Annotated in this window: 12 protein-coding genes; 1 reads left to right on the plus strand and 11 read right to left on the minus strand. The window is 54.2% G+C overall.

Features of this window, described 5'->3' with window-relative positions; translation table 11 throughout:
• Positions 1–115: 115 nt before the first annotated feature.
• From ACO6UX_RS12435 to ACO6UX_RS12445, 3 genes are read right to left on the minus strand one after another with little or no spacing between them, the layout of a single operon-like run.
• The gene (locus ACO6UX_RS12435; protein WP_422448022.1) at positions 116–817 is read right to left on the minus strand and encodes a hypothetical protein; all 702 of its coding nucleotides are present in this window, start codon (positions 815–817) and stop codon (positions 116–118) included.
• A 22-nt stretch (positions 818–839) separates the two neighbouring features.
• Positions 840–1,328, minus strand: a complete 489-nt coding sequence (locus ACO6UX_RS12440) for a hypothetical protein (RefSeq protein WP_422448024.1) — start codon at positions 1,326–1,328, stop codon at positions 840–842.
• Entirely contained in the window at positions 1,301–1,708 is a 408-nt protein-coding gene (locus ACO6UX_RS12445; protein WP_422448026.1) for a hypothetical protein, read from the minus strand. Before ACO6UX_RS12445 ends, ACO6UX_RS12440 begins: the two co-directional genes overlap by 28 nt.
• Before the next feature lie 454 nt (positions 1,709–2,162).
• Here ACO6UX_RS12445 and ACO6UX_RS12450 point away from each other — a divergent pair, with 454 nt between their 5' ends.
• On the plus strand, positions 2,163–4,562 hold the full coding sequence (locus tag ACO6UX_RS12450; protein ID WP_422448028.1) for an ankyrin repeat domain-containing protein: 2,400 nt from the start codon (positions 2,163–2,165) through the stop codon (positions 4,560–4,562).
• Between the two features lie 55 nt (positions 4,563–4,617).
• Here ACO6UX_RS12450 and ACO6UX_RS12455 read toward each other — a convergent pair whose 3' ends face one another.
• The 8 genes from ACO6UX_RS12455 to fadB form a co-directional block, all read right to left on the minus strand.
• A complete protein-coding gene (locus ACO6UX_RS12455) occupies positions 4,618–7,824 on the minus strand; it encodes a hypothetical protein (protein WP_422448030.1) in 3,207 nt (1,068 codons plus the stop codon).
• A 960-nt stretch (positions 7,825–8,784) separates the two neighbouring features.
• A complete protein-coding gene (locus tag ACO6UX_RS12460) occupies positions 8,785–10,278 on the minus strand; it encodes a hypothetical protein (RefSeq protein ID WP_422448032.1) in 1,494 nt (497 codons plus the stop codon).
• A 207-nt stretch (positions 10,279–10,485) separates the two neighbouring features.
• Positions 10,486–10,770, minus strand: a complete 285-nt coding sequence (locus ACO6UX_RS12465; RefSeq protein ID WP_422448034.1) for an IS66 family transposase — start codon at positions 10,768–10,770, stop codon at positions 10,486–10,488.
• Between the two features lie 114 nt (positions 10,771–10,884).
• Positions 10,885–15,288, minus strand: coding sequence for a hypothetical protein (locus ACO6UX_RS12470; RefSeq protein WP_422448036.1), 4,404 nt, complete (start codon positions 15,286–15,288; stop codon positions 10,885–10,887).
• 197 nt (positions 15,289–15,485) lie between these two features.
• Entirely contained in the window at positions 15,486–18,329 is a 2,844-nt protein-coding gene (locus ACO6UX_RS12475; protein WP_422448038.1) for a hypothetical protein, read from the minus strand.
• 171 nt (positions 18,330–18,500) lie between these two features.
• Positions 18,501–19,973: an LDL receptor domain-containing protein gene (locus ACO6UX_RS12480; protein ID WP_422448040.1), complete on the minus strand. Its 1,473-nt coding sequence runs from the start codon at positions 19,971–19,973 to the stop codon at positions 18,501–18,503.
• A 495-nt stretch (positions 19,974–20,468) separates the two neighbouring features.
• The gene (gene fadA, locus ACO6UX_RS12485) at positions 20,469–21,641 is read right to left on the minus strand and encodes an acetyl-CoA C-acyltransferase FadA (protein WP_422448042.1); all 1,173 of its coding nucleotides are present in this window, start codon (positions 21,639–21,641) and stop codon (positions 20,469–20,471) included.
• A gap of 55 nt (positions 21,642–21,696) precedes the next feature.
• Complete coding sequence (fadB, locus tag ACO6UX_RS12490; RefSeq protein WP_422448044.1) at positions 21,697–23,844, minus strand: fatty acid oxidation complex subunit alpha FadB; 2,148 nt, start codon at positions 23,842–23,844, stop codon at positions 21,697–21,699.
• Between the last annotated feature and the right edge of the window lie 155 nt (positions 23,845–23,999).

The following is a 23,999-nucleotide window of genomic DNA, read 5'->3' on the forward strand; positions in this document are numbered from 1 at the left end:
AGCTTGTCGAAGCATCGAAGGGCGTTAACTCCGAAGCATGATAGATCGTGCCTGGCACCCTTCGACTCCGCTCAGGGTGAACGGAGATTGTGCATATCAAACTCATTGAAATGATCTACTTTACAGCGGTTCTTATTCTGCGGAGATTGCGAGTTTCAATCTCTTCATATGCCTGCCCCACAGTATTGATGGCCACCAACTCCTGCGGGTCATCGGCAGCGGATGACCCGCGGCAATAACGACGATAAATGTACCTCCCTAACTCCACGCCTGCCACCGCAAAGGCAGCAGTCCCCAGGGCGATACCGACTACTACGCCGGTACTCAGGGTAGCCGCCAGTGGTGCTGCCGTGGTGGGCAGCGTCATGGTGGCCCCCGGCAGGCCGGTTAAGTTCATGGTGGAGTCCGCTACCGTCGGTGCCGGTGTGGCCGGTAATGGCTCCCTGGCTACGCCTGAAGAGTAACCTGTGCTCCTGGCAAAACTGTTCATCTGCGTAGTATCGGCAACCACGGCCCCGCGCCTTGTGGCGACTGTTGGCACTGTAGCGGCTGTTGTCGCTGTAGCGGCATTTACCGGGCAAGCATCACTGTACGAAACATCCAGCGCATCGTACGAAAAATCCAACGCATCCAGAAATTCAGTTCTCAAAGAGCAATCGGCTGTTAACACACGCAGGTCTGCTTTTTGGCAAAGAAGCTGATCATTGGAGATAGAAGAATTCCCCTCTTTAATGCCATTGACATAGCTGTTCACCGCCGTGGTGTTGGCAACCGTTCCTCCACGGTACCCCCCCCGATGCCGGCGTCTGCATTCCAACCCGAGGTTTCGACCGTGCTGTTCACCGCCGTGGTGTTGGCAACCGTTCCGGAAACCTGCCCCCCCCGATGCCGGCGTCTGCATTTTTACCCAAGGTGAAAATATGAACATTTTCGGCCCAGATATCACTGACTGTGCCATTAACATCAACAACACAGGCTGCTAACCCAGCCACCTCCTTGGAATTTATATTGGCACCAGTAAAGTGAAGGTGATGGATGCGGCCTTGTTTCAGAGTGTCAACAAAACATTTAGACAGGTTGCTGATGGTACGGCACTGCCCATCGTACTCCCCGGTAAACGGATCGTTCTTATTACCAATGGACTGGTTTAGCTGGCTACCATCAATATCCGCCGTCTGCCGGTAAGTGCCATTCAGTGGATAGTCCGGATCACGGCCAATCTTGCCCAGGGTTGTGGCATTCGGCACCTTAATCCACCCTTCGGTTTTACTGCCGGATGGGGATGCAGCCGCCGCAGCGGTCAGGCCAGACAGGGCACCCAGTGCCACGGCAGCGTTCGGTAGCTGGCCAAGGCCGACGGAGGCGCTGGCCGGTGGGCTGGTGCGTTGTGGTGTTTGCTGCGGTTTCTTTTTTTCCTGCCTTTGTCGTTTGTTGGCGAGCCGTCCACCGGGCTGTCTGCCTGGCTCTGCCCTGGTGGCAAACCTTTAGTCGCACCAAAAAGATCCCTGAGCCGGGTCGCTGAGGAAAGCGTGATAAAACCCCGCAGCATCGTGCCGATCTCCGCTGGCAGCACCGTATAAGGCGACACCAGTCGGGCACCCAGCGCAACACCCTCGAAAAAGCTACTGTCCTTCCCACCGGGGCTGCCAAAAGTGAAGGCCGGACCTTTATCCGGTTGCACCGACGACTGCATCTTGGGGGGGTACATAATCAGGATCCCAGGACTGCCAAAATGGAATAAAACCATCCCAGAAAGCGACCCTCATCCCTGCCCATACGCCCCATTTCTCCCCTGGCTGAACCGGTATGGAGCCCGAGGCAGTGGCTGCGCCTGTTAACTGAACAGTAGGTTGAGATATCAACGTTATTCCCTCGCAAAATAAGGGCAAGGGTAGACAAGGCACAGGCGATGCAAGGAACCGTTTGAATTATTGGTAACGGGCAATGGGCAAGAAATCTTATAAAACAGGAAAAAAGCCGGGAATATAGTTTGAGGTAATAGTTACGTTCTATTTATTTCGTACCCGGGAACTTTCCAGTTTATTTAATGCCTTTACTCAAACTCTTGATTTTCTGATTCAATACCTTCTGATGCTATGAAAACCATTGATAGCACCCCAGCGACTACCCCCCCCGTATGCAGGATTTGCCATGAAAGCAGTATGGGCAAGTCAGGACCAAGGGAGATGGTCACCACCGCCTGTCATCACCGTTTTCACTTGCGGTGCATTACCAACTGGCTTGATGAACAACCACTGCATGGACGGCACTGCTATGTCTGTCAGCAACCGGTAATACCGCTGATTCGTCAGGCTCCGGTGGGATATCGGTTGCCCAACAAATATTGCGAGGCAGCGCCGGTCCAGGCTTGCACGATCGGTGATCTCGAGACCCTCCAGACGTTTCTGAAATCCTGTCCGGATATTGTGCAGCAGTCCTTCAAGTCGCAGGTTACCGGTAACAACGTGTTCTTGCTGTTTGTCGCCGTCAGCCATGGCCATGAGAAGATTGTCAAAACCCTGGTGGCCGCTGGGGCAAACCCCAATATCTCCGGTGAGGACTGTGCTCCACCGCTCTATGTTGCCGCCCTGAAAGGCCATCCCCCTATGGTCCGCCTCCTGCTCAGTCTTGAGGCTGACCCCAACACGGCCTTCCAGTATCGTTCAACTGCACTGCATATTGCCGCCGAAAAAGGGCATGAAGAGGTGGTATTCGCCCTCGCCAGGGGTGGGGCAAATCTCAATGCCGTCCTGAAGCGCGGAGAAACGCCCCTGTTTCTGGCCGCCCGCGCAGGCCATGTAAAGGTGGTTGCCATGTTGCTCGAGTGTGGGGCCGTTCCCGATGCCTGCTGCAAGGATGGCTCAACGCCCCTGTATATTGCCGCCCGGGAAGGCCGGGAAGCCTGTGTACAAGTGCTGCTGGCTAACGGCGGATCTCCTGGCCAGGCCAGCAAGAGTGGCTGGACCCCACTGCTTATCTCTGCCCACCAGGGACATGCAACCATCGCACAACTATTGCTGGATGCCGGGGTTCATCCCAATAAGGCTCTGAAGGACGGAACCACCCCACTCCATCTTGCTGCTCGCCATGGCCACAGGCTGTGTTTGCAGACCCTGCTCGGCGATCCCCGGACTGATCCAAATGCGGCCACCCATGATGATGATTGGACGGCACTGCACATGGCCGCCAGCAGTGGTTGTGAAACCTGTTTGCAACTGTTGGCTGAGGATGCCCGGACCCGGCTCAATGGGATCTGTGAAGATGGCTATACTGCCTTGCATTTGGCGGCACGGGCTGGCCACCTGGCGATTGTGCTGGCCCTGATCAACAATGCTGCAAACCTTGATGCTGCCAGTAACGATGGTACTACTGCCCTGCACCTTGCTGCCCAGTACGGCCACGCCAGTATCGTCATGGCCCTGGCGGAGAGGCAGGCGAATATTGAGGCCCGATTGGTGACCGGCGAAACTCCCGTATTCATCGCCGCCCAGTATGGCAGCCTGCGGTGCCTGGTAACCCTGATCAAGGCCGGGGCAGATATCCATGTTGCCCGGAATAACGGCGAAACACCGCTATTCAGTGCCGTCCAGCAGGGACTTTTTCCGATCGTCGAGCATCTGATTGCCATTGGGGCGAGAGTTAACTTTACCGCCATGGACGGTTTGACGCCTTTACACATCGCGGCAGAGGGTGGCTTCCGGGATATCGCAGGGGCCCTGATAACCAAAGGTGCCGATCCCGGGGCAGTTTCTGACAACGGCTTAACGCCGCTGCATGTGGCCGCCCGGCATGGCAAACTGAGCGTCCTGCAGGTTCTGCTGGCAGACAGCAGGGCAAATACTTTTATCAATGCGGCCCTGAACAATGGCAAAACCGCGCTGTACATTGCCACACTTAAAGGCTTTGAGGCCATCGCCCAGGCCCTGCTCGAGGCCGGGGCTAATCCCGGCATTGCCCACAACAATGGCCTGACACCCTTGCATCTGGCCGCCAGTGCTGGCCATGAGAGGATTGTGGAAGCGCTGATTGCTGCCAATACGGACATCAATGCCCGACTGAGCACCGGTGAAACGCCCCTTTACCTGGCGGCCCAGGAAGGTAGAGTCAAGATCGTCCAATACCTGATCAGGCAGAAGGCCGAACTTGACCTTACCAGTAGCGATGGCTGGGCAGCCCTGCATATTGCCGCAAAACGTGGCCACCTGCCCATTGTCACCCGCCTGTCCAATGGCTGGGCAAACATCAACCTGGCCACTGAAGATGGCTCAACGGCCCTGCACCTGGCAGTAGAAACGGAGAACAAGGCCATTGTGAAATTTCTGCTGGACAACGGCGCGGATACCAATATCGCCCGCCAGAGTGGCAAGACCCCCCTGCTCAGTGCCGTCCTCAAGGGGTCTGAGAGTTCCGTGCTGGAATTGCTGACAAAAGGCGCAAACCCCAACCTCGCCGACCGCAACGGCACCAGCCCCCTTGATCTGGCCTGTCATCAGGGCAACCAGCCGATCATAAAAATACTGCGTAAGGCCGGGGCAAAAAAACATAATTGCCCCGTTCAGTAACCGTGCCGGTTTTTTCAGCCCGGGCGGCTTTGGAGGAGAGGTTTCGGAGCGTGGTTCACTGACAGGTTCCTCTTGCCTCTTTACTGACGGCTTCTATCATCGACTGGGCACCCGCCTCCTCTGCCTGCCCCACAGTATTGATGGCCACCAACTCCTGCGAGTCATCGGCAGCGGCAGGGGATGACCCGCGGCAATAATGACGATAAATGTACCTCCCTGCCACCACCCCTGCCACCACAAAGGCGGCCGCAGCCCCCAGGGCGATACCGGCTACTGCGCCAGTACTCAGGGTAGCCGCCAGCGGTGCCGCCGTGGTGGGCAGCATCATGGTGGCCCCCGGCAGGCCGGAAAAGTTCATGGTGGTGTTCGCTACCGGCGGTGCCGGTGTGGCCGGTAATGGTCCCCCGGCCACGCCTGAAGAGTAACCTGTGCTCCTGGCAAAACTGTTCACCTGCGTGGTATTGGCAATCACGGCCCCGCGCCTGAACCGGCCTGCAGCAATACCCACCAAGGTCTCATTACCGGAGGCGGTTACTGTGCTGTTCACCGCCCGGGTATCAGTAACGGTGCCGTTGCCCCTGATCTCCCCGGCACCGATAGCGCTATCGGCACCGACTCCCGAGGTTACCACCTGGCTGTTGTCAGACCGGGTGCCAGCCATCCTTGCCCGGGAATCCATAGCCCCGGTCCCGATAGCGGCATTGGCATCATAGCCGGAGGTTGTAACCGAACTGCCCCGGGCCAGGGTATCGGCGATCCTTGTGTCACTGCCCATGGCCCCGACGCCGATAGCGGCATTGGCATTATTGCCGGAGGTTTCCACCCGGCTGTTCAGGGCCGTGATTTGGGAAATCGCTGCGCCATTGCCAATACTCCCGGCACCGATACCGGCATCGGCTCCCTCACCGGCGGTGGTCACCGTGCTGTTCACCACAGTGGTGTTGACCACCGTGCCCCCCGACAGGACTCCGGCCCCGATACCTGCGTCGGCATCATTACCGGAGGTTATGACCTGACTGTTGTCCACAAGGATGTCATGGATTTTGCCGTTGCCGCCCAGTCCACAGGCCACCACACCCGTTGGCTTGCTGGCGCTGATACTGGCGCCGGTAAAGTACAGGTTGCCAATATCACCCTCAAGGTTGTCCACCAGGCAGCAATCCAGGTTGGTAATAGCATGGTGCTGGCCATTGTACTGGCCGGTAAAGTGCCTGATAGGTTGGCTCAAGCTGCTGGCATCGATATCGGTGGTTTGGATATAGGTGCCGTTCAGTGGGTAGTTATGGTCAGTGCCGATTTTAACCAGGGTTTCGGCGTTGGCGACTTCGATCAGCTGGTTAGTGACTGTTGGCGACGTTGGGCTGTGTGCAGAAGTTGCTATTGCTTCTGGTGTTGTGATTTGTCTGGGAGTGGTTGAGATGGTTTCCAAGGCAACAGGACATGACGCAAACCCGGTGAAAGTGTCATTTGTTAATGCCCATGAATAACAGTCACCGGGCTGGCAATTCGGCTTCAACAGGCGGGGGTCAGTATCTTCACAGAAATGATCGAGCAAGTAGAGGCAATCCCCGGCGGTGTCTGGTTGCAGTGTACCGTTAATGCGAACATTACAGATAGTGGGGTTAAACCCTCCCCGGATACTTGCATCGGCATATCTGCTTTCGACAGTGGTGTTTACCGCCTTAGTGTTGAGCACAGTGCCGCGCCTTGCTGTCCCGATACCTGCATTTGCAGTTTTTCCTGAGGTTTTAACCTTGCAGTTGAATGCCATGGTGTTAGCAATGTTAGCAATGGTTCCATAATCAATGCTCCCCGCACCGATACCGGCATCAGCACCATCACCGGAGGTTTCCACCGTGCAATTTATCGCCATGGTGTTAGCGACGGTGTAAGCCTGGCGTCCAATAACTTTCCCCACACCAATACCAGCATCACCTCTACCGGAAGTTCCCACTGTGCAATTTATCGCTATGGTGTTAGCGACGGTGTTAGAAACGCCTCCGCCAGAATCAGAATAACGAGAATAAACTGCCCCCGCCCCGATACCGGCATCACCATTACCATAACGGAGCGTTTTGACGTTGCAGTTAATTGCAATGATGTTGGCAATGCTTCCAAAAACCTGGCCTGCCCCGATACCGACATCATAAAAATTTAAATAATAACCGGGGTTTTCCACCGTGCAGTTGATTGCTGTGATGTTAGCAAGAGCTCCCTTTGATAAGACAGCTCCTCCGCCGATACCAGCATGCTTTCCAGCGCTGACAGAGCAATCAACTGCTGTGATATTGGCAACCTTTCCGTCGATTTCACCCCCTACAATTGCCGCATTATCCCATCGGTTGTCAACATGTGCATTTTCAACCCGGATATTACTGACTGTCCCACCGCGTGAAACTTTACAGGCCACCACCGCAGTTGGACCAGAGCTGGACCCTATACTGGCATCAGTGAAACGCAGGCCATCAACCTCACCCTTCAGATTTTTCACAAAGCAGTCCCGGAGATTCTCAATGGTATATCCCTGACCATTGTATTTACCGGTAAATGCTTGACCATCGCTGCCAATGGGTTGGAGTAATTCACCACCATCAATATTCGCAGTCTGGAAGTAATTACCACTCAGTAGATAGTCCGGATCACGGCCAAACTTGTCCAGAGTTTTGGCATCCGGCACCGGCTTCCACACTTCTTTACTGCCGGATGGGGATGCAGCCGCCGCAGCGGTCAGGCTGGACAGGGCACCCAGTGCCATGGCGGTTTTCGGTAGCTGACCAGTGCCGATGGAGGTAGTGGCTGGCGGGCTGGTTCGTTGTCGTGTTTGCTGCGGCTTCTTGTTTTTCCTGTCTTTGTCGTTTGTTGGGGAGCGGTCCTCTGAAATGTCTGCCCGACCTTCCGTTGGAGGAGAACCTTCAGTCGCTCCAAAAGCGCCCAAAAGATCCCTGAAACGGGTCGCTGCGGAAAAAGTGACAATGCCCTCCAGCATCGTGCGGATCTCCGCTGGCAGCACTGTATAAGGCGACACCAGCCGGGCCGCCAGCTCAACACCCTGGAAAAAGCTGCTGTCCTGCCCATCGGGGCTGCCAAAAGTGAAGGCCGGACCTTCATCCGGTTGTGCCGACGGCTGCGTCCCGGGAGGAATATAACCGGGATGAAGCGACCGCAAAAACAGGATCGGAACGCGCCAAGGGGCGACCGTTAAAAACCCGGCAAATAGCCCGTCACTTTCCGTTGGCTGATCGGGTACGGAGCCAGAAGCCATGGGTGCGCCTGTGGACTGAACGGCAGGTTGGGATATCAAAGTTATTACCTCGCAAAATGAGACAAGGATAGACAAGGCTGAGGCATCAAAAAGAACCGTTTGAATTATCTGCAACTGATAATGCGCAAGAATCTTATAAAACAGAGAAAAGCCGGGGGGGGGGGCAGGTCCCGAACTGCGTAAAAAGCTGGGGTCAAAAAAGCTGGGGGCAGGTCTTCGTAAAAGACTTTTTCTGACATCAAAACCGGGGGCCGCATAATCTCCCGGGATAAATCTGCAAGTGAATTCCGAATGCTGTGCAGGTGGTGTCCGGCGTATAGGTGGCATGAATCTGTGCCGGGCTCTTCTGTGGAACTGCGGGAACCAGTCGCGTGGATGCTAAGGGAGACTCCCAAGTGGCTGCAACCACAAGAGATTGAGTACCGATGCCATGCACTGGGACGGAGCTGCTAGTAGTAGTGATGAAGCCTCTGTAATGGAGGTGGAGCAAAGGGGCAGCGTCAGGTTGTTTTCAATAAGGATCAACGGAATTATTGGGATCTTGTCTGGATGCCTGTTTATGGTGTAGCCAGCAACCTGATAAACCGGAGGAGTTCGTAGTGAAAACAGGGTTACTTTCATATGGAGTTAATTGGGTAGGTTGTCCTGCATGGCTGCAAGCTGTCTATCGAATTGGTTCACGAGTATGAAATTAACCTGCCCGATGGGAACGGTATGAATCGAGAGGTTCACGTACCGTTCTGCGAGGAGCTGTCGGGGAAGTTCCGACGGTCTACTCTCCAAATATCTTTGTTAACAGCATAAACGACATTTGTCATACATAATTAAAGACCTGACCCCGATTCCCTTTGAGACCTCACCCCAAAGGCCGGATATATGCAAGCATTACTCTTTAACGTCATGATGGAAAAATTTTCCTTGCAATGCGGGGCGGACCATATACGACACGGTTTCGCGGGCTCACGCGGGATCATAAACAGCCTTACCCCACCCGTTGGATTTACAAAAATCATCCACTGAATTAAATCGGTTAAAATAAACATCGCGTAATTTAGTTTTATTGGTACATCCTGATTTTTTCTTGATAAGGGCTAAGCTACTGCAGCGAGGCGGAACTCCTCCGCTTGGACCGCTTCTCCAATAATCTTGGTATAAGCCACGTTTATCTCCACAACAAACCGGAGAAACATTATTGTTTTTTGAACATGTAACTGTTTCTACTATAACGGTCGGAACTGTGGTGGGCGGCTTGGCGGTCGTCAATATTCCAAAGGTCGGCGTTTTGGTGGTCGGCGTTTTGGTGGTCGGCGTTTTGGTGGTCGACGCTTTGGTGGTCGGCGCTCCGGTGGTCGTTGCTCCGGTGGTCGTGGCTCCGGTGGTCGTTGCCTCGGTGGTCGTTGCCTCGGTGGTCGTTGCCTCGGTGGTCGTTGCCTCGGTGGTCGGCGCTTCGGTGGTCGGCGCTTCGGTGGTCGTTGCTCCGGTGGTCGTTGCCTCGGTGGTCGTTGCTCCGGTGGTCATTGCCTCGGTGGTCGGCGCTTCGGTGGTCGTTGCCTCGGTGGTCGGCGCTTCGGTGGTCGTTGCTCCGGTGGTCATTGCCTCGGTGGTCGGTGCTTTGGTGGTCGGCGCTTCGGTGGTCGTTGCTCCGGTGGTCGTTGCTCCGGTGGTCATTGCCTCGGTGGTCGGTGCTTTGGTGGTCGGCGCTTCGGTGGTCGTTGCTCCGGTGGTCGTTGCTCCGGTGGTCATTGCCTCGGTGGTCGGCGCTTCGGTGGTCGTTGCTCCGGTGGTCGGCGCTTCGGTGGTCGGCGCTTCGGTGGTCGGCGCTTCGGTGGTCGTTGCTCCGGTGGTCATTGCCTCGGTGGTCGGCGCTTCGGTGGTCGTTGCTCCGGTGGTCATTGCCTCGGTGGTCGGCGCTTCGGTGGTCGTTGCTCCGGTGGTCATTGCCTCGGTGGTCGGCGCTTCGGTGGTCGTTGCTCCGGTGGTCATTGCCTCGGTGGTCGGCGCTTCGGTGGTCGGCGCTTCGGTGGTCGTTGCTCCGGTGGTCATTGCCTCGGTGGTCGGCGCTTCGGTGGTCGTTGCTCCGGTGGTCATTGCCTCGGTGGTCGGCGCTTTGGTGGTGGTTGCTGCGGTGGTCCTGGTATCGGTGGTTACATTTCGACGAGTCAACACCGTTACATCAGAAGCTGCTGTACCTGAGAGAGTTACATTTCTGCCCGATAACGCCGTTGCAACAGGAGCTGCTGCACCTAAAAGGGTTAAGCCATAAATGCCACCAGACGCAGCGCCAACCAACCCAATGGCTCCAGCAGTTGCCAGAAAAGGGTGACGGACAATCCATTTAAACGCCCTGGTCCCACAACTTCTTCGATTATCCTGCCTCACACCCGATTCGGCATCGCTTTGTGGAGCCTTTACGAAACTACGAAGCTCAATATTTGAAAATGCTGCTTGATTCATGAAAATGGCCTTTTTATGGTTAACTCATTTTAACGATTAAAATAGTCAGATAAGTCAATCAGTAAAAAGTTCCCGGTAACTATTCAGTGAACCCTGCAAACCAGCTTACCAGACTGGTAAGGAATACCTGCCTTATAATAGCTACGGACCTGGATGAACTTTTTTCAGCCAGGTGGGTCATGGATTCGCAATTCTTTGAGACGACTTTCATCCCAGTTCTTTATCTCGCTGAGAGGCTATGTGTTCAGCATGTTTTTCCAGTCTCAACTGGCGGGTCGGCCACTGCTTTGGGTCTTCCCGAACAAGAAGTCGTTGCTCGTTTAAATAATATAAACGAGCAATTCTATCTACCCAGGCAATGCTCCATTTTTCTAAATCCGGGTCACCACGACTGGCATCAATAAAGTCTCGCCTGACATGAGCCCAGCAGAAGGCCAGAACAAAGTGACTTGAACAAGGCTGAAAGGAGTACAGGATTGTTCTGAAGTGCATTCAGGCGTAGTGATTTCAAGCATCTATCAAGGATAGCTGAACAGGGCTATTGATGCTTGAATAATGGATTTAGCGAATGGTTACCTAAAGTTTTTCGATATAATTCTGACTGCATTAATAATCAGGCGCTACTGCGGTTCTCATTCTGCGGGGATTGTAAATGTCAATCTCTTCATATATGTGTTCATGCTGGTGCCCCCCCCTATCCCCGGGTTCCTCAAGTAACATCATCGGTTGATCAACCGCCTCCTGTGCCTGACCCGCTTTATTGACTGCTACCAACTCCTGCGGGTCACCGGCATCGACGGGAGACGGCCTGCGGCAACAATGACGATAGATGTACCCCCCCACAACACCTGCCAACACTAAGGACACAGCAGCCCCCAGGGTAATACCGGCTATTGCGCCGTTACTCAGGGTAGTTGCGAGCGGTGCCGTACTGGTGGGCAGTGTCATGGTGGCCCCCGGAAAGCTCATGGCGGTGCTCGATGCCGTCGCTGGTATGACCGGTTCGCATGCCAGCACCCCGGGCCAGCCTGTGTACACCTCCGTCGTATTGGTAACCACGCCCCCTGGCTCAATCCGGCCTGCGTCAATATTCGCCGAGGCATTATTACCGGAGGCAGTTGCCCTGGGGTTCACCGCCCGGGTATCGGTAACGCTGGCATTGTCCCTGATCATACCGGCACCGATACCGGCATGGGCACGGACTCCCGAGGTTTCCACCTCACTGTTGTGAGACCGGGTGCCAACGATCCTTGCCCGGGGATCCATCAACCCGGCCCCGATACCTGCATTGGCCTCAGCGCCGGAGGTGGTCACCGACGAAAAGCATTGTGCTGAGGTATTTTCCATCCTGGCACTGCGGCCCATCCTTCCAGCTCCGATACCGGCATTGGCACCATCACCCGAGGTGGATACCTTAGAGTTTTTCGCCAAGGTATTGGCTATCCCTGTGCCATTGCCCATGGCCCCGGCCCCGATACCGGCATTGGCCCGGTCACCGGTGGTCTTCACCCTACTTCTGACAGACCGTGTGCCAGCAATCCCTGCCCCGGAATCCATGAACCCGGCCCCGATACCGGCATTGGCCTGGTCACCGGTGGTCTCCACCCTGCTTTCGACAGACCGGGTACCCGCCATCCTTGCCCCGGGATCCATCAACCCGGCCCCGATACCGGCATTGGCCTCAGCGCCGAAGGTGGCCACCGACGTAAAGCGTTCTGCTGAGGTATTCTTCAGCATGGCACTGCGGCCCATCCTCCCGGCTCCGATGCCTGCGTTGGCACCATCACCCGAGGTGGATACATCACAGCCCTGCCCCAGGGTATTGGCTACCACTGTGCCACGGCCCATGGCCCCGGCCCCGACACCGGCATTGGCCTGGTCACCGGTGGTCTTCACACCGTTGACGAATGCAGTTGTGTTGGTGACAGTGCCACCGTTATCTACCTTGCCACCGCCGATGGCGGCATGGCTCCCCTTACCGAAGGTGGTTACCTCGCTCCAGATTGCGGAAGTGCTGGCCACGGTGCCGTTCACATAACCTGCGCCGATGGCGGCATTGGCATTATTACCGACGGTTTTCACTCGGCATCTCAAGGCTTCGACATGGGAAATCACAGCATCATTGCCAATACTGCCACTACCAATACCGGCGTCGGCCCCCTCACCGTGGGTGACCACCGTGCTGTTTTTCGCCAAGATGTCCACTACCGCCTCCCCCGACAGGACTCCCGCCCCGATACCTGCATCGGCATCATTGCCGGTGGTTATGACCTGGCTGTTTTCCACAAAAATGTCACGAATGGTGCCGTTGCCGCTCACTCCACAAGCCACCACGCCCGCTGGCCGACTGGCGCTGACGATATTGGCACCAGTAAAGTGCAGGTTACCAATGGTCCCGCCACCCTCAACGGTATCCACCAGGCAGCAACCCAGGTTGGCAATCGTAGTGGTATAGTTCTGGCCATTGTACTGGCCAGTAAAGCGGCTGATGGGTCGGCTCAGGTTTCTGGCATCAATATCTTTGGTTTGGATATAGTTGCCGTTTATTGGATAGTTGGGGTCGATGCCGATTTTACCCAGGGTCTCAACGTCGGTGACTTCAATCATCTGATGGGTGACTGTTGGCGGCGTGGAGCTGGAAGTCAGGGTGTGCGTAGAAGCTGTCATTGCTTCTGGTGTTGAGGTTTGTGCAGATGCGGTGACTTGGCTGCCAGTGGTTGGGATGGCTTCCGGAGCAACAGGACATAACTCTAACCCGGCGAGACTGTCACCTGTTAATGCCTCAAAATAGCAGTCACTGGGCTGGCAATTCGGCTTCACCAGGGGAGGGTCAACAGCTTCACAGAAATTATCCAGCAAGTAACTGCAATCCCCGATGGTGTCTCGTTGCAGTTTATCGTTAACGCGGACATCACAGTAAGTGGGGTTACGCCCTCCCCCGATATTATTCGGAAAACTGGTCTGACTACTTTCGACAGTGCTTTTTACCGCCTTGGTGTTGACAACATTGCCAATAAACGCAGAACCGATACCGGCATAGCCAGAAGCACCGGAGTTTTTAACCGTGCTGTTGAATGACATTGTGTTAGCAACAGCTCTATAGGTTCCACCGGTTCCACGAGGAGGAGTAAAGACCCCCGCCCCGATACCGGCAAAACTGGAAACACCGGAGGTTTCCACTGTGCAGTTTATCGCTGTGGTGTTGACAGCAGCCCCCATACCCACTCCGATACCGGCACTACCACCATCAGAACCGTGGTTTTCCACCGTGCAGCCAATTGCCAGAGTGTCGGCTGCAGCCCCCTTACCCACCCCGATGCCGATATTACTCGAATTACCGTAGGTTTTTACCGTGCAGTTCATTGCTGTAGTGTCGGCAGCGATGCCGCCCCCCACCCCGATGCCGGCATTACCCTCAATACCGTAGGTTTCTACCGTGCAGTCCTTTGCTATGGTGTTATCAGCAGTACCTCCATCCCCCGACCCGATACCGGCATTACTCCCCTCACCATTGGCTGTTACCGTGCAATTCATTGCCGTGGTGTCGGTAGCGCCCCCATTCCCCACCCCGATACCGGCACTAACGTAAGAACCGGAGCTTTTCACATTGCAGTTCATTGCCGTGGTGTCGACAGCGGTACCACTCCCCACCCCGACACCGGCATTACCAAAAGAACCGGCGCTTTCCACCTTGCAGTTGAATGCCCTGGACCTGGCGACGCTTGACGAAATCTCACGCCCCGCTCCGATACCGGCATTGCCTCCGGACGTTTTCACCGTGCAGCCCGTTGCACTGGTGTCGGCAACGCTTCCTTCATCAACACGGCCCGCCCCGATACCGGCATTATTGGAGGTTATCACCTCGCATTTTTCTGCAGTCGTGCCGCTAACCGTTCCATGAGTCACATATCCCGCGCCAATACCGGCATTCGCATCTGGGCCGGAAGTTTGCACATTGCAGTTTACTGCGGTCGTGTTTCTAACAGTTCCTTGATTAACTTCGCCCACGGCAATACCTGCGCTTGCATAATTACCCCTGGTATTAAGGGAAGCACTTTCAACGTGAATATTGCTGACCACGGCACCGCCTGACATTTTACAAGCGGCTACCCCGGTTGAAGCTTTCTCACGTGTTGTCTTTATATCTGCTTTTGTAAAGCGCAGGTCATCAACTTCACCCGTCAGATTTTTCACCAGACAGCGGCGAAGACCATGAATGGTATTACCCTGACCATCGTACTTACCGGTAAATGCATGGGTTTTATTGCCAATGGAGCGGGACAAGCGGCCACCATTAATATTTGCAGTCTGCCGGTAAGTGCCATTCAGTGGATAGTCCGGATCACGGCCAATCTTGCCCAGGATTGTGGCATCCGTCACATTAATAATCGGCCCTTCTGTTTTACTGCCGGATGAGGATGCAGCCGCTGCAGCGCTCAGGCTGGACAGGGCACCCAGTGCCACGGCTGTTTTTGGTAGCTGGCCAGTGCCGATGGAGTTGGTGGCTGGTGGGCTGGTTCGTTGTCGTGTTTGCTGCGGTTTCTTTTTTTTCCTGCCTTTGTCGTTTGTTGGGGAGCCGTCCTCCGAAATATCTGCCCGACTTTCCGTTGGAGGAGAACCTTCAGTCGCCCCAAAAGCGCCCAAAAGATCCCTGAAACGAGTGGCTGCGGAAAAGGTGACAATGCCCTCCAGCATCGTGCGGATCTCCGCTGGCAGCACGGTATAAGGCGACACCAGCCGGGCCGCCAGCTCAACACCCTGGAAAAAGCTACTGTCCTGCCCATCGGGGCTGCCAAAAGTGAAGGCAGGACCTTCATCCGGTTGTGCCGACGGCTGCGTCCCGGGAGGAATATAACCGGGATGAAGCGACCGCAAAAACAGGATCGGAACGCGCCAAGGGGCGACCGTTAAGAACCCGGCAAATAGCCCGTCACTTTCCGTTGGCTGATCGGGTACGGAGCCAGAAGCCATGGGTGTGGCTGTGGACTGAACGGCAGGTTGGGATATCAAAGTTATTACCTCACAAAATAATGAGGCAAGGATAGACAAGGCTGAGGCATCAAAAAGAACCGTTTGAATTATCCGCAACGGGTAATGTACAAGAATTTTATAAAACAGGAAAAAGCCGGGGGGATCAGGTCCCGAACTGCGTAATGAGTCAGTCGCCGACTGCCTTGCTAAAGTGTTTCGATATAATTCTGGCTGCATTAATAATCAGGCGCTCTGGCGGTTCTCATTCTGCGGGGATTGTAAATGTCAATCTCTTCATATATGTGTTCATGCTGGTGTCCCCCCTTATCCCCAGGTTCCTCAAGTAACATCATCGGTTGATCAACCACCTCCTGTGCCTGACCCGCTTTATTGACTGCTACCAGCTCCTGCCAGCCACCGGCAGCGTCGGGGGATGATCTGCGACAACAATGACGATAGATGTACCCCCCCACCACACCTGCCAACACAAAAGACGCGGCAGCCCCCAGGGCAATACCGGCTATTGTACCGGTACTCAGGGTAGTCGCCAGCGGTGCCGCACTGGTGGGCAGTGTCATGGTGGCCCCTGGGATGCTCATGGTGGTGTTCGATGTCGTCGGCACCGGTGCTGGCGTGGTCGTTACTACAATGGTGTTGTTCGATGCCGTCTCCACCGGTGCTGGCGTGGTCGATACTACTGTTGGTGACGTTGGGCGGGAAGTTGGAGTGTTTGTAGAAGTTTTGGTTGGGATGGTTGTCGGTTCAGGAGGACAATCATCAAAGGAACCGGAGACAGTGTCACTTGATAATGCCGAAGAATAACAGTGCGTGGGCTGGCAATTCGACTTCACCAGGCGGGGGAACAGGTGGGGGTCAATATCTTCACAGAAATGACCCAGCAACCTATCGCAATCCCTTAAACTCTTGGAATTGTTCTCTTGCTCTATGCCGTTAAATCTGACATTACAGAAAGTGTGTTGAACTCCTGCTCCGATTTTATGACGTATACTGCTCTGATCACCTTCGACGGTGCTCTTTACCGCCATAGTGTTGTCAACATTGCCATTTCCGACCCCGAAACCGGCAAGACCACTGGATTTAACCGTGTTGTTGAATGACTTGGTGTTATCAACGGTTTTATGGGTTTTATAAGGAACGGAACTCCCTGCCCCGATACCGCTATAAGCGGAATCACCGGAGGCTTTCACTGTGCAATTGATCGCTATGGTGTTGTCAGCAGCCCCTTTTCCCGCCCCAATACCGGCTGTTGTATCACCGGTTATTTTACCGCTGCGACCGAAGTTTTTCACATCACAGTTCATTGCTGTGGTGTCGGTAGCGTATCCTTTACCCACCCCAATGCCGATATTCCCCTTGGAACCGTAGTTTTCCACCTCGCATTTTATTGCCAGAGTATTGGTAGCTTCATCTTGTCCCGCCCCGATACCGGCATTACTCCCATTACCGAAGGTTTCTATCCTGCAGTTCATTGCTTTGGTGTCGGAAGCTTTACCAGACCCCACCCCGATACCGGCATTACCGAAAGAACCGTAGTTTTTCACATTGCAGTTGACTGCTTCGGTCTTATCGACTCCTTTCCTATCATCAACACGCCCCGCCCCGATACCGGCATTACCTCCGGACGTTTCCACCTTGCAGTTCGTTGCTTTGGTCTCTAAAACCTTGCCCTTATAAACACGCCCAACCCCGATACCGGCATTTCCGAAAGAACCGGAGTTTGTCACATTGCAGCCCTTTGCTATGGTGAGGCGAACCCTGCCCTCATCAACACGCCCCGCCCCGATACCGGCATTACCTCCGGACGTTTCCACCTTGCAGTTCGTTGCTTTGGTGTCGAAAACGCTGCCATTATTAACACGCCCCACCCCGATACCGGCATCACTGGAGGTAGTATTCACCTTGCAGTTTTTTGCATTCGTGTCATAAACCTTTCCACCATTATGCACATATCCCGCGCCAATACCGGCATACGCAGATGAACCGGAAGTTGTCACGTTGCAGTTTACTGCGGTCGTATTTCTAACAGTTCCTCCCTTAACTTCGCCCACGGCAATACCCGCGCTTGCCTTTTTACCCTCGGTATCAAGGACAGAACCTTCAACGTAAATATCCCTGATTACGGCTTTGGTGCCTGACATTTTACAAGCGGCTACTCCGATCGAAGCTGTTCTACCTCTTGTCTGTACATCTGGATTTATAAAGCGCAGCTTAAGAACTTTACCCTCCAGATTTTCCATCAGACATTGGCGAAGACCACGAATGGTATAATCCTGACCATCGTACTTACCGGTAAATGCATCGGCTTTATTGCCGATTGAGCGGAACGAGCGGGTAACATTAATATCCGCAGTCTGCCGGTAAGTACCATTCAGTAGGTAGTTTGGGTATTTCGGATCACCAATCTTGCCCAGGGTTGTGGCATTCGGCACATCAATAATCGGCACTTCTGTTTTACTGCCGGATGAGGATGCAGCAGCCGCAGCGCTCAGGCTGGACAGGGCACCCAGTGCCACGGCGGCTTTCGGTAGCTGGCCAAGGCCGACGGAGGCGGTGGCTGGTGGGCTGGTTCGTTGTGGTGTTTGCTGCGGTTTCTTGTTTTTCCTGTCTTTGTCGTTTGTTGGGGAGCCATCCTCCGAAATATCTGCCCGACTTTCCGTTGGAGGAGAATCTTCAGTCGCCCCAAAAGCGCCCAAAAGATCCCTGAAACGGGTCGCTGCGGAAAAGGTGACAATGCCCTCCAGCATCGTACGGATTTCCGCTGGCAGCACGGTATAAGGCGACACCAGCCGGGCCGCCAGCTCAACCCCCTGGAAAAAGCTGCTGTCCTGCCCATCGGGGCTGCCAAAAGTGAAGGCCGGACCTTCATCCGGTTGTGCCGACGGCTGCGTCTCGGGAGGAATATAACCGGGATCAAGCGACCGCAAAAACAGGATCGGAATGCGCCAAGGGGCGACCGTTAAAAACCCGGCAAATAGCCCGTCACTTTCCGTTGGCTGATCGGGTACGGAGCCAGAAGCCATGGGTGCGCCTGTGGACTGAACAGCAGGTTGGGATATCATAGTTATTACCTCGCAAAATGAAGCAAGGATAGACAAGACTCAGGCATCAAAAAGAACCGTTTGAATTATTCGCAACGGGCAAAGCGCAAAAATCGTATAAAACAGGAAAAAGCCTGGGGATAGGACCTGGACTGCAAAATGAGTCAGCCGACGGGTCCCCTGATACAAGGTTTACACCTTAGACTCCTTGTAATGATCTATAGCAGTTCTCATTCTGCTGGAATTACTAATATCAACATATTCATATATGCCAGTATCTTCACCGAAAGGTTTCTCTCTTGCCTCACTCCTGGCGGCTTCTATTATCGGTTGACCAATCGCCTGTTGTGCCTGACCCACAGTATTGATGGTCACCAGCTCCTGCGGGTCATCGGCAGCGGATGACCTGCGATAACAATGACGATAGATGCATACACCTGCCAGCACAAAGGCAGAAGCCCCCAAGGCGATACCGGCTATTGCACCAGTACCCAGGGAACTCGCCAGCGGTGCCGCACTGGCAGGCAGCGCAATGGTACCCCCCGGCAGGTTGGTAACTTCCATGGTAGTGTTCGACGCCGTCGCCATCGTTTCTGTCACCGGTGAGGGTGTGGCCGTGACTATTGGCGGCGTAGGGCTGGAAGATACAGGGCTGGAAGATACAGGGTTGCATAACTCCGCCCGCTCATCCGAGCCATCATCACAATCTTCAACGCTATCACATTCATAATAGGCAGGAAGACATTCGCCGCTATTACAAATAAACCGCCCTAAGTTGCTACATTCACCCTCTGTGCAGTTCTTTTCATCGGAGTCATCATCACACTCGAAATAACCATCGCATCGAGAGCTGTCAGAAAAACATTGCCGCCCGTTATCACAAATAAAACGCTTTAAGTTGTTACATTCCTCCTGTGTGCAGTTATATTCATCGGAGCCATCAGTACATTCCACCTCAGGATCTTCAGAACTTCCATCACATCGATATTTGTTACTAATGCATTGGCCGTTGTCACAGCGGAATTGATTAACAGCGCATGCCGCCTGAGGCTCTGTGGCTGGGGCGGAAGTTACAGTATGTGCAGACGTTGTATTCTCTTCTGGTGTTGCGACTTGTGCACCCACAGCGGTCAGGCCGGACAGGACACCCAGCGCCACGGCGGCTTTCGGTAGCGGGCCAGTCCGGACGGAGGCGATGGCTGGTGGGCTGGTCCGTTGTCGTACTTGTTGCGATGTCTTTTTTTTCCTTCCTTTGTCGTTTGTTGGGGAGCCATCCACCGGGCTGTCTGCCCGGCTTTGCTCTGGTAGCGAACCTTTCGTCGCCCCAAAAGCGCCCAAAAGATACTTGAGCCGGGTCGCTGCGGACAGGGTGACAATGCCCTCCAGCATCGTGCTGATCTCTGCTGGCAGCACAGTATAAGGCGACACCAGCCGGGCACCCAGCTCAACCCCTTGGAAAAAGCTACTGTCCTGCCCATCGGGGCTGCCAAAAGTGAAGATCGGACCTTCATCCGGTTGCGCCGACGGCTGCGTCCCGGGAGGAATATAACCGGGATGAAGCGACCGCAAAAACAGGATCGGAACGCGCCAAGGGGCGACCTTTAAAAACCCGGCAAATAGCCCGTCACTTTCCGTTGGCTGATCGGGTACGGAGCCAGAAGCCATGGGTGCGCCTGTGGACTGAACAGCAGGTTGGAATATCATAGTGATTACCTCGCAAAATAAGGCAAGGATAGACAAGACTCAGGCAGTTAAAAGAACCGTTTGAATTACTTACAACGGGGTTGCGTAAGAATCTTATAAAACAGGAAAAATGGGGTTCTACATTGGCAAAAAGGTTCGGTATGCATTCCCAAGGGGAGGGTGGGAGACTAGTACATGGTTTCAATGAGTTTGACGTGTACAATCTCCGCTCACCCTGAGCGGAGTCGAAGGGTGCCTGGTACGATCTATCAGAGTCCGGAGTTTCCGCCTTTAGGCCCTATGGGTCCTTCGATGCTTCGACAAGCTCAGCACTCAGGACGAACGGAGTGCGGAGGCACGACAATCCGCCAAACTCATTGAAACCACATACTAGACCGTTGACCAAAAAAGCCCGGACAAAACCGGGCTTATGTATGGTAATAGAAAGTGATTAAAACAGACGCCTCAAAACGCCGTTCAAACCCTTTCAAAAATGGTAGTGATACCCTGACCAAGACCAACACACATGGTTGCCAGCCCCAGGGTGCCGCCATTCTGTTTCATCACATTCAGCAGCGTTCCGGAAATTCGGGCACCGGAGCAGCCAAAGGGATGACCGAGCGCAATGGCACCACCATTGAGGTTAACCTTTTCCTCCATCTTATCCAGCACTTTAAGGTCTTTCAGGACGGGCAGTGCCTGGGCAGCAAACGCCTCATTCAGCTCGATATGATCAATATCATCAATGGTCAGGCCGATACGCTTGAGGGCTTTCTTACTGCTGGGAACCGGTCCATAACCCATAATGGAAGGGTCAACTCCGGCAACTGCCATGGCCCTGACCACCGCCATGGGCTGCAGACCAAGATCCTTGGCCCGCTGGGCAGACATCACGATCATACAGGAAGCGCCATCGGTAATCTGTGAAGATGTTCCTGCGGTCACTGTCCCCTTGGGGTTAAATGCAGGCTTAAGCTGTGACAGGGCTTCTACCGTTGTTTCCGGACGAATGGTTTCGTCCTGAGTGAAAAGACGAAGGTTGCCGTCTGCATCATGCCCCTGCATCGGGATAATTTCATCTTTGAAGTTACCCGCTTCGGTGGCAGCCCAGGCCCGCTGGTGTGACCGGGCACCAAATTCATCCTGTGCCTGGCGGCTGATGCCGTGCATACTGCCCAGCATTTCTGCGGTCAGGCCCATCATACCGGCAGCCTTGGCACCGTATTTGGACAACCTTGGATTCGGGTCAACCCCGTGCATCATGCCCACATGCCCCATGTGCTCGACACCACCGACCACAAAGACATCACCGTTATTGGTCTGAATTGCCTGAACGGCTGTCTGCAGGGCACTCATGGAGGATCCGCACAAACGGCTGACCGTCTGGCCTGCGGAAGTATTGGGAATGGGTGACATCAGCGATGCCATTCGGGCGATATTCCAACCCTGCTCCAGGGTCTGGTTGACGCAACCCCAGATGACATCTTCCACCTCAGCCGGGTTCAGTTCAGGATTGCGGTTAAGTACGCCGGTAATCAACTCGGCAGACAGGTTGTCAGCACGGACATTACGATACATGCCGCCCTTGGAACGACCCATGGGGGTACGCCCGTAGTCAACAATTACAGCATCTCTTGGATTCAGGCTCATGATATTCTCTCTTTTATAGTCCCTGAAAATGGTTCAATAACGTAAGACAGACCCATCAACCGTAGAAGGTCTTACCTTCACGAGCCATTTCCCGAAGTTTGTCAGTGGGCGCATACAGTGGGCTGATATGAGCGTACTTGTCGGCAAGCTCGACAAACTCCGCCACACCTATGGTGTCAATATACTTCAGGGCACCACCACGGAAGAGAGGGAAGCCAATACCCATAATCAGTGCCATATCCGCTTCAGCGACGGAATCAACAATGCCATCTTCCAGGGTACGAACGGTTTCCATGCACAGTGGGACCATCATGCGGGCGATGATTTCCTCATCGTCAAAAGGTTTTTGCTCAGCACACACCTCACTGAACAGGCCATAAACCGCCTCATCGACCACCTTCTTCGGCTTGCCTTTTTTATCCTGTTCGTACTTATAGAAACCGGCACCGTTTTTCTGGCCATAGCGCTGGTTTTCATACAACACATCAACAGCGGTTTTGAAGTCGCGCTTCATGCGATCCGGATACCCGTCAGTCATGACGCTTTGACCATGGTTACCGGTATCAATACCCACCACATCCATAAGATAGGCAGGGCCCATTGGCCAGCCAAAGCGCTCCATGACCTTATCCACCTGCTGGAAATCGGCACCATCACGGAGCAAGCCAGCGAAGCCACCAAAGTAGGGGAACAGGACACGGTTCACCATAAACCCAGGGCAGTCATTAACCACCACCGGCGTTTTACCCATCTTGCGGGCGTACTCAACCACGGTGGCTACGGTGGCATCACTGGTCTTCTCGCCACGGATAACCTCAACCAATGGCATCGCATGAACAGGGTTAAAGAAGTGCATGCCACAGAACTGTTCCGGACGTTTCAGGTCCCTGGCCAGTTCATTGATGGAAATAGTGGAGGTGTTGGACGTCAGAACAGCGTTCTCTGACACCTGGTTTTCTACGTCGGCCAGAACGGCTTTCTTGACCTTGGGATTTTCCACAACGGCTTCAACAACAACATCGACGCCCTCGAAATCACCATAGGACAGCGTAGGTACAATCTTATTCAGTACACTGCCCATTTTGCCGGCATCCATCCGCCCCCGGGAAACCCGCTTGGAGAGGAGTTTGGTGGCTTCGGAAAGACCAAGGTCCAGACCTTCCTGATTGATATCTTTCATCAGGATGGGCGTACCTTTCAGGGCAGACTGATAGGCGATACCACCACCCATAATGCCCGCACCCAACACCGCAGCCTTATTGGTTTCAGCGGCAATACTGGCGGACTCTTTGGCTTTTTTCTTAAGGAACTGATCGTTCAGGAACAGGCCAACCAGGGCATTACACACTGAAGACTTGGCCAGTTTAAGAAACCCTTTGGCTTCTACTTCAAGGGCCTTGTCACGGTCCATGAAGGCATGTTTCTGGATGGTTTTGACGGCCGCTATCGGTGCCAGCATGTGTGGCCCGGCCTGCTGTTTTACCACGGCAGATGAGGTTTCAAACACCATCATCGATTCAATCGGCGGCAGTTTCAGCTTGCCTTTCTTCTCCTGCTTTCTGGCCTGATAATCCAGTTCACCATCCAGGCAGCGACGCACCAGGGCTACCGCGGAATCTTTCAGCTTCTCAGGCGCAACCACTGCATCAACGGCTCCTGCTTTCAGCGCGGCATCGGGGCGATACTCTTTGCCACTGGCAATCCACTCAACGGCATTATCCGCACCAATCAACCTTGGCAACCTGACGGTACCACCCCAGCCCGGATAGATACCCAGCTTGACTTCCGGCAAGCCAACCTTGGCCGCTGTGGAAAGAACCCGGTAATCGGCACACAGGCAGATCTCAAAACCGCCTCCCAGGGCAATGCCATTCACGGCAGCGACTGTTGGTATGTCAAGATCTTCAAAACCGGAGAAGACCTTATTGACCGCCATCACTCCGGCCAATAATGTCTCATCATCCTGCTTGAAGGTCTGGGTGAATTCATTGATATCAGCACCAACGATAAATACATCCTTACCACTGGTGAGAATAAGGCCTTTAACCGTTTCGTCAGCACGGATGGCCTCCAGCGCAGCATCCAGATCCTCAATAGCAGAGTGACTGAACTTATTGACACTTTCGCCTTCGAGATTGAACTGCAGTTCGGCGATACCATCTTCCACAGGCAAAACCCTGAATGCCTTCCCCTGGTAGATCATGAACTTCTCCTTTCGGATTGAAGATAGACAGGCTAACCATACTGCGGCGACCAACCTTTCACAGGGCTGATGCGAGTGTTACATGAACTATGGCAGCTATCTGATTATTATTGCTTTACTTCCTGACTTGACCCTGGTCTTTACCAAGTGCATCC

The sequence above is a fragment of the Endozoicomonas sp. ALB091 genome, assembly GCF_049310265.1.
In the GTDB taxonomy this organism is placed as follows: Bacteria; Pseudomonadota; Gammaproteobacteria; order Pseudomonadales; family Endozoicomonadaceae; genus Endozoicomonas.